This is a genomic window from Lysobacter sp. A421 (assembly GCF_054052145.1).
In genome coordinates this window covers 742113-757853 of record NZ_JBSVRL010000002.1, presented here as the reverse complement: position 1 = coordinate 757853, position 15741 = coordinate 742113, and the positions used below count along the sequence as shown (strand labels likewise).

Here is a 15741-nt window from a genome sequence, read left to right as displayed (position 1 = left end):
TGTCCTCGTTGGTCTAGTTATGTAGTGCTGGGTGTCGCGTGGTGCTGCGTCTTGCGGGGGAACTCAGAACTGGCCGCGATACCAGTCCTTGAGCTTGTTGAAAATGGATCCGGCCCGGCCGGTATTGATCACCGGTCGACGCGGGTTTTCGATCTGGCTGCCCATCAGCAGCAGGCCGACGCCAGTGGCATGGACGGGGTTGCCGACCACCTCGCCCAGGCCGGTGACGTGTTGCGGGATGCCGACGCGAACCGGCATCTGCAGCATTTCCTCGGCCAGCTCGACCACGCCTTCCATCTTTGCGGCGCCGCCGGTCAGGACCATGCCGGCCCGGACGTGCTGCTCGAAGCCACTGCGGCGCAGTTCGGCCTGGACCATCTCGAAGATTTCCTCGTAGCGCGCCTGCACCGCCTGGGCCAGCGACGCCCGCGGCATCCGGCGCGGCGGGCGGTCGCCGACCGACGGCACCTGGATCGACTCCTCGGCCGTGGCCATCTGGGCCAGCGCGCAGGCGTAGCGGACCTTGATCTGCTCCGCATCCGGGGTCGGCGTGCGCAGCATGTGGGCGATGTCCTCGGTGACCTTGTCGCCGGCGATGCCGAGGCTGGCCGAGTGGGCGATCGCGCCCTGCACGAACACCGCGATGTCGGTGGTGCCGGCGCCGATGTCGACCAGCACCACGCCCAGCTCGCGCTCGTCACTGGTCAGCACCGCGTTGCTGGATGCCAGTACCCCCAGGATCAGGTTGTCCACCTGCAATCCGCAGCGCTGCACGCACTTGCTGACGTTGGCCGCGGCTGATTGCGCGCAGACCACCAGGTGGGCATGCACTTCCAGGCGCACGCCGGTCATCCCGACCGGATTGCGGATGCCCTCCTGCGAGTCGTCGAGCACGTAGTCGCGCGGGATGGCGTGCAGGATCCGCTGGTCGGCCGGGATAGCTACCGCCTTGGCGGCTTCCAGCACCCGGTCCAGGTCGCCGAAGGTGACTTCACCGTCACGGATCGGCGCGATGCCCTGCGAATTGCGGCATTGCACGTGGCTGCCTGAGATCGATGCATACACCGAGCGGATCTCGCAGCCGGCCATCAGCTCGGCTTCCTCGATCGCGCGCTGGATCGACTGCACGGTCGACTCGATATCGACCACCACGCCGCGGCGCAGCCCACGCGATTCGTGCGAGCCGATCCCGATCACCTCGATCGGGTTGTCCGGTCCGCTGTATCCGGGGGTGTACTCGCCCACCAGCGCGACCACCTTGGAGGTGCCGATGTCCAGGCCGACGATCAATGATTTGTCACCCTTGCGATTCATGTCTTTCCCTGCTTGTCCGCGGCCGGGTCGCGCGGGGTTGATTGGTTGCTCGCGGCCCAGGTCAATGCGAAGCCATTGGTGTAACGAAGGTCGGCGCGGACCAGCGCCTGCTCCTGTTGCCCGAGCAGCTGTGGCATCAGGCGTACGAAGCGTTCGATCCGGGCATGGGCCTGGTTGCGCCCGAGCACCACCTGGGCGCCGTTGCCCAGACCCAGGGTCCAGCTGCCGCGCGGGTCCAGCAGGACCACCCGGACGTCCAGCCCGATCGGACTGAACAAGCTGCGCGACTCGTTGTAGAGCGCCACCACGTCCTTGATCCGGGACTCGGGACCATCCAGTTGCGGCAGGCCGTCGGGTATTTCGACGCCGTCGGCCGGGAACAACCGGCCATGCTCGGACAGCAGTTGGTCCTCGCCCCATCGCGCATACGGCACGTGCTCGATCACCTGAACTTCCAGCACGTCCGGCCAGCGCTTGCGGACCTCGGCGTGCTCGACCCACGGCAACGCGGCAATCGCGGCGCGCGCATCATCAAGGCGCACCGCGAAGAACCCCTGGCGCGCATACGGCAGTACGGTCTGGCGCAGCAGCGCCTCGTCCACGCGCTCGAACTGGCCGGTCGCGCGCAGCTTGGTCAGCGGCCACTGGTCCGCGCCCACCCAGCCGTTGAGCACGGCCGCGACCGGCAGCACGACCAGTGCTACCGCGAGCAGCCAACCCAGCAGGCGCAGCAGCGCATTCACCGGTGCGAGCCCTCCTGCATCGATGACTCCAGCACGCGCCAGCACAGGTCTTCGAAGTCGATCCCGACCTGGCCGGCCGCCTTGGGCACCAGCGAGTGGCTGGTCATCCCCGGCGCGGTATTCACCTCCAGCAGGTGGAACGCGCCGGTGCTGCGGTCGCGCATGACATCCACCCGCCCCCAGCCATGGCAGCCGGCGGCTTCAAAGGCGGCCAGTGCAATCCGGCGAATCTCTTCTTCGGCGTCGCCCTCCAGGCCGGGACACAGATACTGGGTGTCATCGGCCACGTATTTGGCGTTGTAGTCGTACCACTCGCCCTTGGGCACGATGCGGATCGACGGCAGCGCGTAATGGGTACTGCCGTGGCCAAGGATGCCGACCGTCAGCTCGTCGCCGACCACCATCTGCTCCATCAGCAGCTCGCCCGGGTAACGCGCCGCCAGCGCCACCGCATCGTCCAGTCCGGCTTCGTCCAGCACGCGCGAGATGCCGACGCTGGAGCCTTCGCTGGATGGCTTGATGATGACCGGCAGGCCGAGTTCGCGCGCGGCGCGGCGCACGTCCTCGCGGCTACGTCCGGCGCCTTCGGCCAGACACTGGTAACGCGGGGTGGGCAGGCCGGAACTGAGCCAGACCTGTTTGGTGCGGATCTTGTCCATGCTCAACGCCGAACCGAGCACGTCGGAGCCGGTGCAGGGCACGCCAAGCGCTTCCAGCAGGCCCTGCAGTACGCCGTCCTCGCCACCACCCTTGTTGCCATGCAGGATGTTGAATACCCGGTCGACCCGGCCGTTGCGCACCGCGTCGACCAGTGCCGGGATGCCGTCGATCGCGAACGCGTTGACGCCGCGGGCCTGCAGGGCTTCCAGCACGTTGCGGCCGGAGTCCAGCGAGACCTCGCGCTCGGCGCTGGTGCCGCCCATCAATACCGCGACGCGGCCAAAGTCGGCAGGATTGGTTACCCGCGGCGGGGGCAATGCGGCAGTCATGGCTGGCCCTCCTTTTCATCGGCGGGCTCGGCGTTGACAAACCCGTGGGTCGCGATCTGCTGGGCGGCCTGGCCGATGTCGCCGGCGCCCATCAGCAACAACAGGTCGCCGTCCTCGAGCACGTCATCCAGCACGCCGGGCAGCTCGTGCGCGGCGCCCACCACCACCGGGTCGACCCGGCCGCGTGCACGGATCGCGCGCGCCAATGCCTTCTCGTCGGCACCGGCAATCGGCTGCTCGCCGGCGGCGTAGACCTCGGTCAGCACCAGCGCGTCGACGCTGGACAGCACCGCCGCGAACTCATCGAACAGGTCCCGGGTGCGGCTGTGGCGATGCGGCTGGAACGCGACCACCAACCGTTTGTCCGGCCAACCGCCGCGGGCGGCGGCAAACACCGCTTCCAGCTCCCGCGGGTGGTGCCCGTAGTCATCGACCACGGTGACCATGCCGCCCTTGGACAGCGGCGTCTGGGAAAGCAGGTTGAAGCGTCGGCCAATCCCGGCGAAACCCTCCAGTGCGCGGCTGATCGCGCTGGGTTCCACGCCCAGTTGCCAGCCCACCGTCGCCGCGGCCAGGGCGTTGAGCACGTTGTGCTCGCCGGGCATTGCCAGGGTCACCGGACAGCGCGCGCCGTCGGGCAGGCACAGGTCAAAGTGCATCCGCGCGCCCTGCTGGGTGACGTCTTCGGCGCGCACGTCGGCATCGGCGGACAAGCCGTAGGTCATCACGTGGCGCGGGGTGCGCTCGGCCAGCGCGGCGACTTCCGGGTCGTCGATGCACAACACCGCCAGGCCGTAGAACGGCAGCCGCAGCATGAACTCGCCGAATGCGGCCTGGACGTTGGCGAAGTCGCCGCCGTAGTTCTCCAGGTGATCCGCGTCGATGTTGGTGACCACCGCGATCTGCGGGCTCAGGCGCAGGAAGCTGCCGTCGCTCTCGTCGGCCTCGGCCACCAGCCAGTCGCCGCTGCCCAGCCGGGCGTTGGCGCCGGCGGCAAGCAGCTGACCACCGATAACGAAGGTCGGGTCGATCCCGCCTTCGGCCAGCACACTGGCGGTCAGCGAGGTGGTGGTGGTCTTGCCATGGGTGCCGGCGACGGCGATTCCGCGCTTGAAGCGCATCAACTCGGCCAGCATCTCCGCACGCGGCACCACCGGTATGCGCTGCGCGCGCGCTTCCAGCAATTCCGGGTTGTCAGTCTTGATCGCGCTGGACACCACCACGCAATCAGTGCCCAGCACGTTCGCCGCGGCATGACCGCGGTGCACGGCAATGCCCAGACCGGCAAGCCGACGGGTGACGGCGTTGTCGGCCTGGTCCGAGCCCGACACCTGATAGCCCAGGGTGCTCATCACCTCGGCGATACCACTCATGCCGGTGCCGCCGATGCCGATGAAATGAACCCGCGGAAAGGCTTGGGCGAGATCGCCGCTGTGTTGCAGGCGGCGGCGCACGGTAGTGCTCATGCAGCGGGCTCCTGTTGGGAAGATGGGGAGGCAGGATTGGTGTGTTGCAGCACGATGTCCGCGACCCGCGCCGCGGCATCGGGGCGGGCCAGTGCGCGTGCGGCCTGAGCCAGGCGCAACAGCTCCGCGCGATCGGCAAGACCCTGCAGGGTGTCCGCCAGGCGCGCGGCCAGGTCATCAGCCGTGCCTTGCGGCAGCAGTTGCGCCGCGCCGCGGTCGACCAGGTACTGCGCGTTGCGGGTCTGGTGGTCGTCGACCGCCTGCGGGAACGGCACCAGCACACTGCCCACGCCAACCGCGCACAGCTCGGCCAGGGTCAAAGCACCGGCGCGGCATACCACCAGGTCGGCCCAGCCGTAGGCGTCCGCCATGTCGGCGATGAACGGCTCAACGCTGGCGGCGATCCCGGCATCGGCGTACCGGCGCTCGGCATCGGTCTGTTGCTGCGCTCCGCACTGGTGGCGGACGTCGAACTGGATCCGCTCGCGAACCCGGCCCAGCGCCTGGGGCACCGCATCGTTGAGGGCACGTGCGCCCTGGCTGCCGCCCAGCACCAGCAGCCGCAATGGCCCCTGGCGACCGGCAAAGCGATGCTCCGGGCCAGCCACCGCGGCAATCTCGGCGCGCACCGGATTGCCCACGACCACCTCGTTGGCGAACGTATCGGGAAAGCCGGTCATCACGCGCGCGGCCAGCCGGGCCAATACCCGGTTGGTCATGCCCGGCGCACGGTTCTGCTCATGCACCAGCAACGGCACGCCGGCCAACCTGGCGGCGAGGCCACCCGGACCCGCCGCGTAGCCACCAAAACTGATCACCACCTGCGGCTTGCGCGCACGCAGCACGGCGGCGGCCGCACGCACGGCACCGGCCACTTTGTATGGCGCGCCCAGCAAGGTGCGCAGTCCCTTGCCGCGGACACCGCGCACCGCGATGGTGTCGATCTGGATACCGTGCTCCGGCACCAGGCGCGTCTCCATTCCGCCCTCCGCGCCCAGCCAGGTCACCGGCACACCGCGATTAAGCAGCTCCCGCGCCACGGCCAGGCCCGGGAAGATATGCCCGCCGGTGCCGCCGGCAAGGATCATCACTGGATACGATTGCAGGGCCGCGTTCATCCCAGGCCTCCGAAGGTCGGCTCGACGCGACCGCGCAGGCGGCTGGTGCCGCGAGCGGTGTTGGCCGTGACTTCGCCAACCGGTACCGATGCGGGCGCGCGGGCGCTGCTGGTCGACAGCTCGGAACCGTCCGCCGTCACGGCGCTCTCCTTCTCGCCGCGCAGGCGCGCGACCTGGCGCTCGGCGCGATCGAGTTCATAGGACACCCGCAACAGCAGGCCCATGGCTGCGCAGGTCATCAACACGCTGGAGCCACCCGAGGAGACCAGCGGCAACGTCAGCCCTTTGGTCGGCAACAGGCCCAGGTTGACGCCGATCGAGACAAAGCTTTGCAGGCCGATCCACAACGCAATACCGAATGCGCAGTAGCCGGAGAAATGGCGGCGCATCTCCACGCACTTCAGGCCCAGCCACAATGCCCGCCCGACCAGCAAGGCGTACAGGGCAATCACGGTGCAGACGCCGACGAAGCCGAGCTCCTCCCCGATCACCGCGAGGATGAAGTCGGTGTGGGCTTCCGGCAGGTACGACAGCTTCTGCACCGAGCCGCCAAGGCCGACGCCGAACCATTCACCGCGACCTACCGCCATCAAGGCATTGGTCAGCTGGTAGCCGGAGTTGAACGGATCCGCCCACGGGTCCAGGAACGAGGTCAGCCGACGCACGCGGTAGGGTTCAGCGATCGCGACCACTGCCAGCGCCGGCAGCAACACCAGCACCGGGCCGAACATCCGCGGCATGTTGACCCCGCCCAGCACCAGCATGCCGCCGGTGATTGCCAGGATCAGCGCCAGCGAGCCGAAGTCGGGCTGGAAGATCAACAGCACCACCATCAGCAACGCCACGCCGAGCGGCTTCAGCATCGCGGTCCAGGTGGCGGTTACTTCATCGCTGTAACGCTTGAGATAGCTGGCCAGCCAGATGATGTAGAGCAGCTTGACCGCCTCGACTGCCTGGAAGCTTGATACCCGCAGGTTGATCCAGCGGCTGGCGCCGTTGACCTCGTTGCCGATACCGGGAATGAACACCGCGACCAGCAGGCCGAAACAGGCCAGCAGCAACCATTGATTGAGGTTCTCGACCGTCTTCAGCTCAGTGCGCATCAGCCACAGCCCCAGCCCCGCGCCGATGCCGAGGAAGGCAACGTGCCGGACCAGGTAGTGGAACGGACCAACGCCGTAGTCGATCGCGATCGCAATGGAGCTGGAACCGACCATCACCACGCCCAGGCACGCAAGCGCGCACACCACCCCGATCAGCCAGCGGTCGTAGTGACCGCTGATCGCGTCGAGGCGTGTTGCCTGATGCGTGGTGTCGTTCATCAGCGCACCTTCAACGTCGCCAGGCCGACCAGCACCAGCACCACCGAGATGATCCAGAAGCGCACGATCACGCGTGGTTCCGGCCAGCCCTTGAGCTCGAAGTGGTGGTGGATCGGCGCCATCTTGAACACGCGCTTGCCGGTGAGCTTGAACGAGGCGACCTGGATCATCACCGACAGCGTCTCGATCACGAACACGCCGCCCATGATCACCAGCACCAGCTCCTGGCGGACGATGATCGCGACCGTCCCCAGCACCGCGCCCAGCGCCAGCGCGCCGACATCGCCCATGAACACCATCGCCGGGTAGGTGTTGAACCACAGGAACCCGAGCCCGGCCCCGGCGATTGCCGCACAGATGATCACCAGCTCGCCGGCCCCCGGCACCGGCGGGATCTGCAGGTATTCGGAGAACACCGCGTTGCCCGAGGCGTACGCGAACACGCCCAGCGCACAGGCGACCAGCACGGTCGGCATGATCGCCAGGCCGTCCAGCCCGTCGGTCAGATTGACCGCATTGGAGAAGCCGACGATCCAGAAGTACGCGACCACGATCAGCCCGGCTCCCATCGGGAAGGCCAGCGACTTGAACATCGGGATGTAGAACGTGGTCGCCGCAGGCACGTCGGCGGTCAGGTAGAGGAACACGCCTGCCGCCAGTCCGAAGATCGATTGCAACAGGTATTTCCAGCGCGATTTCATGCCGTTGGGATCGCGCTTGACGATCTTCATCCAGTCGTCGTACCAGCCGATCGCGCCGAACGCGACCATCACCGCCAGCACGACCCAGACGTAGCGGTTGCGCAAGTCGCCCCACAGCAATACCGAGGCCAGCACGGTCAACAGGATCAGCCCGCCGCCCATGGTCGGGGTGCCGGCCTTGGAGAAATGCGACTTGGGCCCGTCGGTGCGGATCGGCTGGCCACCCTTGTACATGGCCAGTTTGCGGATCACCGCCGGGCCCCACCACAACGACAGGGCCAACGCGGTGAGCGCGCTCAGGATGCCGCGGAAGGTCAGGTAGTTGAACAACCCGAACAGGCTGTCCAACTGTTCCAGCCAACGTGCCAGTTCAAGCAGCATCTATGTTGTCCTCCGGACCTTGTGGGCGTTGTCCAGACAGCAACGCGGTCACGATCTTGTCCATCGCGCTGCCGCGCGAACCTTTCACCAGCACGCGGATCGGCGTTGCGGTCGGTGTTGCCGCGCCGGCCTGCGCCAACGCGCTCCACAATGCCGTGGTCAGCGCGTCGTGATTCGGGTACTCGTCACCGCCGTCGCCAAATGCGCGCGCTGCCGCGGCACTCAGTTGGCCAAGCGCGAACACACGTTTGATGCCGGCCGCCCTTGCATGTCGTCCGGCCTGGGCGTGCATGGCTTCGGCGTCGACGCCCAGCTCACGCATGTCGCCCAGCACCAGCCAACCCTCGCCAGGCGCTTCTGCCAGCGTGTCGATGGCGGCGGCCAATGAACCGGGGTTGGCGTTGTAGCTGTCGTCGATCAGCACCGCGTTGTTGTCGAGGGCGTGGGTCACCAGCCGCCCGGCAACCGGCTCCGCGGCGTTCAAGCCCTGCGCGACCAGTTCCATGGATACGCCCAGGCCGATCGCCAGCGACGCCGCCGCCAACGCATTGCGCACGTTGTGGCGTCCGTGCAGCGCCAGCGTGATCGCCACCTCGCCGCCTGGGGCGACCAGGGTGAAGTGCGAGCCCGCCGCGTTCGCCGCGATGTCCCGAGCGCTGATCTCGGCGCTGGCATCAAGGCCGAAGCGGATCAAACGGCGCCCGTGTGCGCGCTCGGCGAAATACGGTGCAAAGGCATCGTCGGCGTTGATCACCGCCACCCCATCCAGTGGCAGCGCGTCGTAGATCGCCGCCTTGGTGTCAGCCACGCCCAGCAGGCTGCCCATCCGCTCCAGGTGGGCGGGGGCAACGTTGTTGACCAGGGCGACGTCGGGGCGTGCGATCACGGCCAGGTAGGCGATGTCGCCGGGCTTACCGGCGCCCATTTCGTAGATCGCGAACTGCGCATCGTCCGGCGCGTCGATGACCGCCAGCGGCAGGCCGATTTCATTGTTGTGGTTGCCCGGGTTGGCATGGGTCGAACCGGCCCGCTTCAGGATCTCCAGCAACAAGGCCTTGACGCTGGTCTTGCCGTTGCTGCCGGTGATCGCCACCACCCGGGTACTGCGGGCACGTTGCAGGGCGCCCGCCAGTTCACCCAGCGCGCGCTCGGTGTCTGCGACCAACACCTGCGGGATGGCCACATCGACCGGGCGCGACACCAGCGCCGCGGCGATGGCATTCGACGCCGCAGCGGCCAGGTGATCGTGGCCGTCGAAGTGCTCGCCCTTGAGGGCGACAAACAGATTGGCTCCCGCCGCCGGCAACGCCCGGGTGTCGGTGACGATCGCGTCGATCGCAAGGTCGTCGCCCTGCAACCGGCCCCCGCTCATGTGTGCGATATCGGACAGCTGGAGACGCTTCATGGGCGGTCCTCCAGTGCAGCCCGCGCCACCAGGGTGTCGTCGAAAGGGTGTCGCACGCCGGCGATTTCCTGGTACGGCTCGTGACCTTTTCCCGCGACCAGCACGATGTCGTCCGGCCCGGCCTCGCCCACCGCCCGCGCGATCGCCGCGGCGCGGTCGCGCTGCACGATGACGGCGCCGGGGTTCGCGAAACCGGCCATGATTTCGGCGACGATCGCATCGCCGTCCTCATTGCGCGGGTTGTCGTCGGTGACGATCACCACGTCGGCATGCGCCTGGGCAATGGCCGCCATTTGCGGCCGCTTGCCGCGGTCGCGTTCACCGCCGCAGCCAAACACGCAGACCAGGCGCGCAGCGGCGTGCGCCTGCAACGAAACCAGCGCCTGCTCCAGCGCGTCCGGTGTGTGGGCATAGTCGATCACCACCAACGGCTGGCCGGCCGTGCCACCGAGCCGGTTCATCCGCCCGTGGACCGGCTGCAGCCGGGACAAGGTGCCGGCAATGGTGGCCGGCTGCTCGCCCAACGCGAGCAAGGCGCCGGCGACGGCCAGCAGGTTGTCGACGTTGAACCGACCCAGCAGCGGTGAACGCACCGGGTGGTGTTCATCGCCGGTTGGCGTGCGCATGGCCAGCTCGAATGCAATCCCGGCGTTGTCCAGTTGCAAGGCCTGCGCCTGCACCATCGCATCGGAATTGCCGCGGGAACTCAAGCCGATGCCCCGCAGCCCGGACGCCCGGACCTCATGCATCACCCGACCGTGGGCGTCGTCCAGGTTGATCACCGCGGCACGCAATCCCGGCCAGGCAAACAAGAGCGCCTTGGCGGCGCCATACGTCGCCATGTCGCCGTGATAGTCGAGATGGTCACGGCTGAGGTTGGTGAACACCGCCACATCGAAATGCACCGCATCCACGCGGCCCTGGTCGAGCGCGTGCGAGCTGACTTCCATCGCCACCGCCTGCGCACCGGCGTCGTGCAGTTCTGCCAGCAGCGCATGCACCTGCAGCACCAGCGGTGTGGTGAATCCAGTCGGGATGACCCGCCCACCGATGCCAACCCCCAGGGTGCCGATGCTGGCGCCGCGCCGGCCGAGCAGCTCCCAGGCCTGGGCGAGCAGCTGCACGACGGAGGTCTTGCCGTTGGTGCCGGTGACGCCAACCATGTCCATGCCGGCACTTGGACGGTCGTGGAACTGGTCGGCCATCGCGCCCATCCGCGCACGCAGGCCCGGCACCGCAATCGCATCGGCGGGCGCCGGGATGGCTTCGGATGCCGGCGGCTCGAACAGGATCGCGCCGGCCTTGGCCGCCCGCGCCTGCTCGACAAACTTCAAGCCATGGGTGCCGAAGCCGCCGATCGCCACGAAAGCGTCACCGGGCCTGATCGCCCGGCTGTCCTGGACCAGGCCATTGATGATCCGGTCCGGCGCGATACCGGCGACGTCCGGCAGCAGCTCGGCCAGCGGCATGCTACGAGGCGGCATGCGGCGAGGTGTACGAGCGACGGTCACCGTGCGCCTCCCTGGCGTGATGACACTGCCGACGATGTCGCCGACACATCCACCGGGTCGGGCAAGTCGGACTGCGAGGCGACGGTCGCGGTGGGGTCGGGCAATACCGGCGCATCCTCGGCCGGCTTGCCACCATTGGCCTTCAGTCGCTTGGCGCGCGCCGCCGATTGCGCGGCCAGCCAGGTCTCGATGTCGTCTGGTGGCACGTCCATCAGCCGCAAAGCGCCTTCCATCACCCGCTTGAACACTGGCGCCGCAGTCGCGCCGCCACCATAACCATGGCCGGCGCTGGCATCGGGCTCATCGATGATCACCACCATCGCGAAGCGCGGATGCTCCACCGGCACCACGCCGGCGAACAACGCCACGTACTCGTCCGAGTACCCGCCGCTGGCGCTGAACTTGCGCGAGGTGCCGGTCTTGCCAGCGACGTGGTAACCGAGGATTGCGGCGTTGGTCGCGGTGCCGCCGGTCTCGGTCACCGTCTGCATCGCCCTCAGCACCTGATGCGCGATCTCCGGCTTGACCGCCTGCTCCGATTCATTGCGCTGGCCCTTGACGAACGTCGGTGCGATCACCCGGCCGCCGTTGGCCAGCGAGGCATAGGCCACCGCAATCTGCAGCGGGGTCGCCGAAAGCCCATAGCCGTAGGACATGGTCGCCTTGGTCGTGCCGCTCCACTGCCGGGGCGCGGCCAGCAGGCCGGACGCCTCGCCGGGAAAGCCGCTGCCGGGCTTGGTGCCGTAACCAAAGCGGTGGATGACGTTGTAGAAGTAGTCGTCCGGCATCGCCAGCGCCAGCTTGGCCGCGCCCACGTTGGAGCTTTTGGTCAGCACGCCGGTGACCGTCAGCGCGCCGTAGTTGCGATAGTCGTTGATGGTGTAGCGGCCGTTGCGCATGTAACCCGGCGAGGTGTCCACGATGGTGGTCGGGGTGACCCTGCCGCTGGACAGCGCCGCGGCGATGGTGATCGGCTTCATCGTCGAGCCCGGCTCCACCACGTCGGTAACGGCACGGTTGCGGCGCGCATCACCACGTCCGCCGTCCAGCTGATTGGGGTTGTAACTGGGCAGGTTGGCCATTGCCAGCACCTCGCCGGTATCCACATCCAGGATCACCACCGAGCCGGCTGACGCCCGCGCCTGTTCGATTCCCCGGCGCAACTCACGGAACGCCAGGTACTGGATCCTGCGGTCGATGGTCAGGGTCAGGTCATGGCCGGGCTGTGCCGGCCGGATCAGGTCGACGTTCTCGATGATCCGGCCCTGGCCATCGCGGATCACCCGCTTGGAGCCCGGCGTGCCACTCAGCCAGTCGTCGAATGCCAGCTCCAGGCCTTCCTGGCCGCGGTCATCGATATTGGTGAAGCCCAGCACATGCGCCATCGCCTCGCCCTGGGGGTAGAAGCGACGGAACTCGCGCTGCGAGAACACGCCGGGGATCTCGTGGCCCAGGATCTGGCGCGCCCGGCTCGGATTGATCCGGCGCTGCAGGTACATGAACTCCTTGTCCGCACGCTGGCTGAGCTTGCGTGCCAGTTCGTCGGCCGGCACGCCCAGCGCCTTGGCCAGCTCGGGAATCCGATCGGGGTATTGCAACAGCTCCTGCGGGTTGGCCCATACCGACTCGACCGGCGTCGACACCGCCAGCGGTTCACCATTGCGGTCGGTGATCATGCCGCGCGAGGTGGCAATGGGGATCTCGCGCAGCGCGCGCGCGTCGCCCTGGCGGACGTAGAAATCGTTGTTGAACACCTGGACATCAAGCGCGCGGCCCACCAGCGCGACCGAACACAAACCAAGCGTGCCGCCCACCAGCGCCATGCGCTTGCGGACGTTGTAGTGCATTCGACCACGGGTGGCGGCGCCATCGCCGCGACCGAGGTAGGCCTGCAACCAGGCCCAGCGGGAACGCTCACGCGACGACTGCGCACCACGCGCGCGCCGGCCATTGCCCCTCATGGCCGGATCACCACGATTTCCGCGCCTTCGGGGAGCTTCATCCCCAGCCGGTCACGCGCAATCTGGTCGATGCGGTTGCTCTCGGCCCAGGTCGCCTGCTCCAGTTGCAGGCGGCCAAAATCGATATCGAGCTCGTCGCGCGCCTTCTCCAACTGGCTGAGCTGGACGAACAGCACCCGGTGGCGATGACGCGCATGCACCACCGCAAGGGCCGACACCAGGTTGGCGACCACCAGGACGATCAGCAGCAGGCGCAGCGTCATGCGGCCTCCTGCACGGGAAGTTTCTCGGCCACGCGCAACACCGCCGAGCGCGCACGTGGGTTGGCCGAAGTTTCGTCAACCTCGGCTTTCCGGGCACCGCCGATCGCCAGCAGGACCGGCGTGAACTCGACCTCCGGCATGCGCCGGTTGCCAGGCGGGGCCTTGGCGTGGCGGTTGATGAACTGCTTGACGATCCGGTCTTCCAGCGAATGGAAGCTGATCACCACCAGCCGGCCACCGGGCTTCAGCCGCGCCAGCGCCGCGTCCAGCCCGGTCTCCAGGTCGGCCAGCTCGCGGTTGATGAAGATGCGGATCGCCTGGAAGCTGCGGGTGGCGGGATGGATCTTGTCCTTGCCGCGCGGCATCACCGAGGCGATCAGCTCGGCCAGTTGGGCGGTGCGGAGGATCGGTTGTTCCTCACGCCGGGCGACGATGACGCGCGCGATCCTGCGCGACTGGCGTTCCTCGCCATGGGTCCACAGCACGTCGGCGATCTCGCGCTCATCGGCCATGGCCAGCCATTGCGCCGCGCTCAGGCCGGTATCGGGGTCCATGCGCATGTCCAGCGGCCCATCCTTGCTGAAACTGAAACCACGCTCGGCGACATCCAGCTGCGGCGATGAGACGCCCAGATCGAGGAGGATGCCGTCCAGGGCACCATCGTCCAGAGCCGCGCCCGCACCGGTCGCGTCCCAGTGCGCCATGTGGGCGAAGCTGCCACGGAAGATCGCCACCCGCGGGTCGTCGCCAAAATCGCGCTCGGCGACCGCGATCGCATCGGGGTCCTTGTCCATCAACAGCAGCCGTCCGGCCGGCCCCAGCCGTTCAAGCACACCGCGCGCGTGACCTCCACGACCGAACGTGCCATCCAGGTAAGTGCCATTCCCACGCACCTGCAGGCCATCCAGCGCCTGTCGATACATCACGGGAAGGTGGCCGGAAGTCGCTGCGCGCTCCATGCCACCGCCCGTCATAGCTGCAGGTCGAGCAGCTCGTCACTCAGATCGTCATCAGAAATCGTCTGATGGATCTGTGCGTGATGCGCCTGCTCGCTCCACAACTCGAACTTCTCATCCATCCCCAACAAGATGGCCTTTCGCTCGATTCCCACCGCGGCACGGTGGCTGGCCGGAATGGTGATGCGGCCATTGCCATCCAGCTCCACGAAGCTTGCCGCGCCGACCAGTTTGAGCTGCATGGAGCGATTGACCTTCTTGGCCCTGGGCAGCTTGTTGACCTCTTTGCTGATGCGCTCCCATATCGCTACCGGATACAGATACAGGCAGCCGGACTCGAACGGGTTGTAGGTGACGACCAACCGGTTGCCACAATCACGCGCAACAAGATCCCGATGGGCGGTGGGAATCGCCAATCGGCCTTTGTCGTCAATAGTGATGGCGGTCTCGCCCTGGAACATTGCACACCTTCGCGTTGGCCCGCCTCTGCGGACGGTTCGCCTGTCGGACAACCGGGGCTGGAACCCGGTTGCAACCATCGAAAACCACAAAAAACCCGGTTTTCCCTCTGATGACCACCTTATGCACCACCCATAGGGTTGTCAACAAAATTCCCGGCGTATTTCGCCTGTCGGATCAATGGCTTGCGCGACACTTCATAGTCTTGGTCAAGAGTTACCCACTAACCCTTGTTTCGTCTCACATTTTGAGACTGACGGGTTTAGGGCATATGTGAAATTCGGTTCAGGAAACCAACCCTGCCGGCCACCGCAGGGCGCGCCGGCAGCGGCATGTGCGCCGCGGAAGCGGCGTGGTGTGGGAAAAAGTGGCGGAGCCGGCCGATAAGCCGGGTTCTGTCGTGGACAGTCATTCCTCTAGGCGCATCGTCACCGATACGCTCGAGCAACCTACCCGGACCCGACGCGGGCAGCGCCATTAGGTCCCTATTTGGTCTTGCTCCCGGTGGGGTTTGCCATGCCGGTCTGTTGCCAGACTCGCGGTGCGCTCTTACCGCACCGTTTCACCCTTGCCACGCATCCCGAAGGACCGTTCGGCGGTCTACTCTCTGTTGCACTTTCCGTCGGCTCGCGCCGCCCAGGAGTTACCTGGCACCGTGCCCTGTGGAGCCCGGACTTTCCTCGGCACCGCCGCGGGTAAACCCGCTGCGATGACGCGACTGTCTGGCCGACTCCGCCACGCGCAGTTTAGCGGTTGCGCGGTGGTTGCGGGGGATTGCTTGATGCTCGGGCGGTGTCTGGTTCAGAGCCAAGAGCGGCCTTCGGGAGGGTCGTGGCGCAGGAGCTGGGCTTCGGAGGGTCCGGCGTGCAGGAGGCGGCCGGCGGGGGGATTGCTCCAGCCCTTCGTCAGGGCATCCTGCCCTGAGGCGGGCCGCAGGCCATCCATGGCCTGCTTTTCCGCAATCCCCCCGCCGTCCACCTCCTGCCTGAGCTCGCTGACTTCGGGAGAGGCACGCGGCAGTGCCGCGCAAGTCGCCTGCACTCACCCTGTTCTGAGGCGGGAAATGCGAAGAGCACGCGTTGGGGCCTTTTGCCACATCGCCGATCCATGGACCGGGAACTCCACACACGACATATACAACAGCGGGAAGCC

The 15741-nt window shown here is 67.2% G+C and carries 13 protein-coding genes and 1 other RNA gene; all 14 read right to left on the bottom strand.

Annotation, left to right across the window (positions count from 1 at the left end; translation table 11 throughout):
• Positions 1 to 63 precede the first annotated feature (63 nt).
• The 14 genes from ftsA to rnpB all read right to left on the bottom strand — a co-directional run bounded on the left by ftsA (position 64) and on the right by rnpB (position 15323).
• Complete coding sequence (ftsA, locus tag ACW7G6_RS08870; protein ID WP_456962370.1) at positions 64 to 1314, bottom strand: cell division protein FtsA; 1251 nt, start codon at positions 1312 to 1314, stop codon at positions 64 to 66.
• Positions 1311 to 2057 (bottom strand): cell division protein FtsQ/DivIB, encoded by a 747-nt coding sequence (locus tag ACW7G6_RS08865; RefSeq protein WP_456998065.1) that lies wholly within the window; start codon positions 2055 to 2057, stop codon positions 1311 to 1313. Before ACW7G6_RS08865 ends, ftsA begins: the two co-directional genes overlap by 4 nt.
• Positions 2054 to 3046 carry a D-alanine--D-alanine ligase gene (locus ACW7G6_RS08860; protein WP_456978327.1) on the bottom strand — a complete coding sequence of 331 codons (993 nt, stop codon included), beginning with the start codon at positions 3044 to 3046 and terminating at the stop codon, positions 2054 to 2056. The genes ACW7G6_RS08865 and ACW7G6_RS08860 overlap by 4 nt, the downstream gene beginning before the upstream one ends.
• Complete coding sequence (gene murC / locus ACW7G6_RS08855) at positions 3043 to 4500, bottom strand: UDP-N-acetylmuramate--L-alanine ligase (RefSeq protein ID WP_456998154.1); 1458 nt, start codon at positions 4498 to 4500, stop codon at positions 3043 to 3045. Before murC ends, ACW7G6_RS08860 begins: the two co-directional genes overlap by 4 nt.
• Positions 4501 to 4508: 8 nt before the next feature.
• Positions 4509 to 5630, bottom strand: coding sequence for an undecaprenyldiphospho-muramoylpentapeptide beta-N-acetylglucosaminyltransferase (gene murG, locus ACW7G6_RS08850; RefSeq protein WP_456998064.1), 1122 nt, complete (start codon positions 5628 to 5630; stop codon positions 4509 to 4511).
• Positions 5627 to 6952, bottom strand: a complete 1326-nt coding sequence (ftsW, locus tag ACW7G6_RS08845) for a putative lipid II flippase FtsW (protein WP_456998063.1) — start codon at positions 6950 to 6952, stop codon at positions 5627 to 5629. Before ftsW ends, murG begins: the two co-directional genes overlap by 4 nt.
• The gene (gene mraY, locus ACW7G6_RS08840; RefSeq protein ID WP_456978324.1) at positions 6952 to 8034 is read right to left on the bottom strand and encodes a phospho-N-acetylmuramoyl-pentapeptide-transferase; all 1083 of its coding nucleotides are present in this window, start codon (positions 8032 to 8034) and stop codon (positions 6952 to 6954) included. The genes ftsW and mraY overlap by 1 nt, the downstream gene beginning before the upstream one ends.
• The gene (locus tag ACW7G6_RS08835; RefSeq protein WP_456998062.1) at positions 8024 to 9439 is read right to left on the bottom strand and encodes a UDP-N-acetylmuramoyl-tripeptide--D-alanyl-D-alanine ligase; all 1416 of its coding nucleotides are present in this window, start codon (positions 9437 to 9439) and stop codon (positions 8024 to 8026) included. The genes mraY and ACW7G6_RS08835 overlap by 11 nt, the downstream gene beginning before the upstream one ends.
• Positions 9436 to 10908, bottom strand: coding sequence for a UDP-N-acetylmuramoyl-L-alanyl-D-glutamate--2,6-diaminopimelate ligase (locus ACW7G6_RS08830; protein ID WP_456998153.1), 1473 nt, complete (start codon positions 10906 to 10908; stop codon positions 9436 to 9438). The genes ACW7G6_RS08835 and ACW7G6_RS08830 overlap by 4 nt, the downstream gene beginning before the upstream one ends.
• Before the next feature lie 38 nt (positions 10909 to 10946).
• Positions 10947 to 12797: a peptidoglycan D,D-transpeptidase FtsI family protein gene (locus tag ACW7G6_RS08825; protein ID WP_456998152.1), complete on the bottom strand. Its 1851-nt coding sequence runs from the start codon at positions 12795 to 12797 to the stop codon at positions 10947 to 10949.
• 110 nt (positions 12798 to 12907) lie between these two features.
• Positions 12908 to 13174, bottom strand: a complete 267-nt coding sequence (gene ftsL / locus ACW7G6_RS08820; protein WP_456962377.1) for a cell division protein FtsL — start codon at positions 13172 to 13174, stop codon at positions 12908 to 12910.
• A complete protein-coding gene (rsmH, locus tag ACW7G6_RS08815; RefSeq protein WP_456998061.1) occupies positions 13171 to 14133 on the bottom strand; it encodes a 16S rRNA (cytosine(1402)-N(4))-methyltransferase RsmH in 963 nt (320 codons plus the stop codon). The genes ftsL and rsmH overlap by 4 nt, the downstream gene beginning before the upstream one ends.
• Positions 14134 to 14144: 11 nt before the next feature.
• Entirely contained in the window at positions 14145 to 14591 is a 447-nt protein-coding gene (mraZ, locus tag ACW7G6_RS08810) for a division/cell wall cluster transcriptional repressor MraZ (RefSeq protein ID WP_456962379.1), read from the bottom strand.
• Between the two features lie 366 nt (positions 14592 to 14957).
• An RNA gene (gene rnpB / locus ACW7G6_RS08805) (RNase P RNA component class A) lies at positions 14958 to 15323 on the bottom strand.
• Positions 15324 to 15741 lie beyond the last annotated feature (418 nt).

Excerpts from the sequence above, each read along its gene's own strand:
- rsmH (WP_456998061.1), bottom strand. The coding sequence starts at position 14,133 with ATGGAGCGCGCAGCGACTTCCGGCCACCTTCCCGTGATGTATCGACAG.
- ACW7G6_RS08825 (WP_456998152.1), bottom strand. The coding sequence starts at position 12,797 with ATGCACTACAACGTCCGCAAGCGCATGGCGCTGGTGGGCGGCACGCTT.
- ACW7G6_RS08830 (WP_456998153.1), bottom strand. The coding sequence starts at position 10,908 with ATGCCGCTGGCCGAGCTGCTGCCGGACGTCGCCGGTATCGCGCCGGAC.
- ftsA (WP_456962370.1), bottom strand. The coding sequence starts at position 1,314 with ATGAATCGCAAGGGTGACAAATCATTGATCGTCGGCCTGGACATCGGC.
- mraZ (WP_456962379.1), bottom strand. The coding sequence starts at position 14,591 with ATGTTCCAGGGCGAGACCGCCATCACTATTGACGACAAAGGCCGATTG.
- ACW7G6_RS08860 (WP_456978327.1), bottom strand. The coding sequence starts at position 3,046 with ATGACTGCCGCATTGCCCCCGCCGCGGGTAACCAATCCTGCCGACTTT.
- mraY (WP_456978324.1), bottom strand. The coding sequence starts at position 8,034 with ATGCTGCTTGAACTGGCACGTTGGCTGGAACAGTTGGACAGCCTGTTC.
- ACW7G6_RS08835 (WP_456998062.1), bottom strand. The coding sequence starts at position 9,439 with ATGAAGCGTCTCCAGCTGTCCGATATCGCACACATGAGCGGGGGCCGG.
- ftsW (WP_456998063.1), bottom strand. The coding sequence starts at position 6,952 with ATGAACGACACCACGCATCAGGCAACACGCCTCGACGCGATCAGCGGT.
- ftsL (WP_456962377.1), bottom strand. The coding sequence starts at position 13,174 with ATGACGCTGCGCCTGCTGCTGATCGTCCTGGTGGTCGCCAACCTGGTG.
- murG (WP_456998064.1), bottom strand. The coding sequence starts at position 5,630 with ATGAACGCGGCCCTGCAATCGTATCCAGTGATGATCCTTGCCGGCGGC.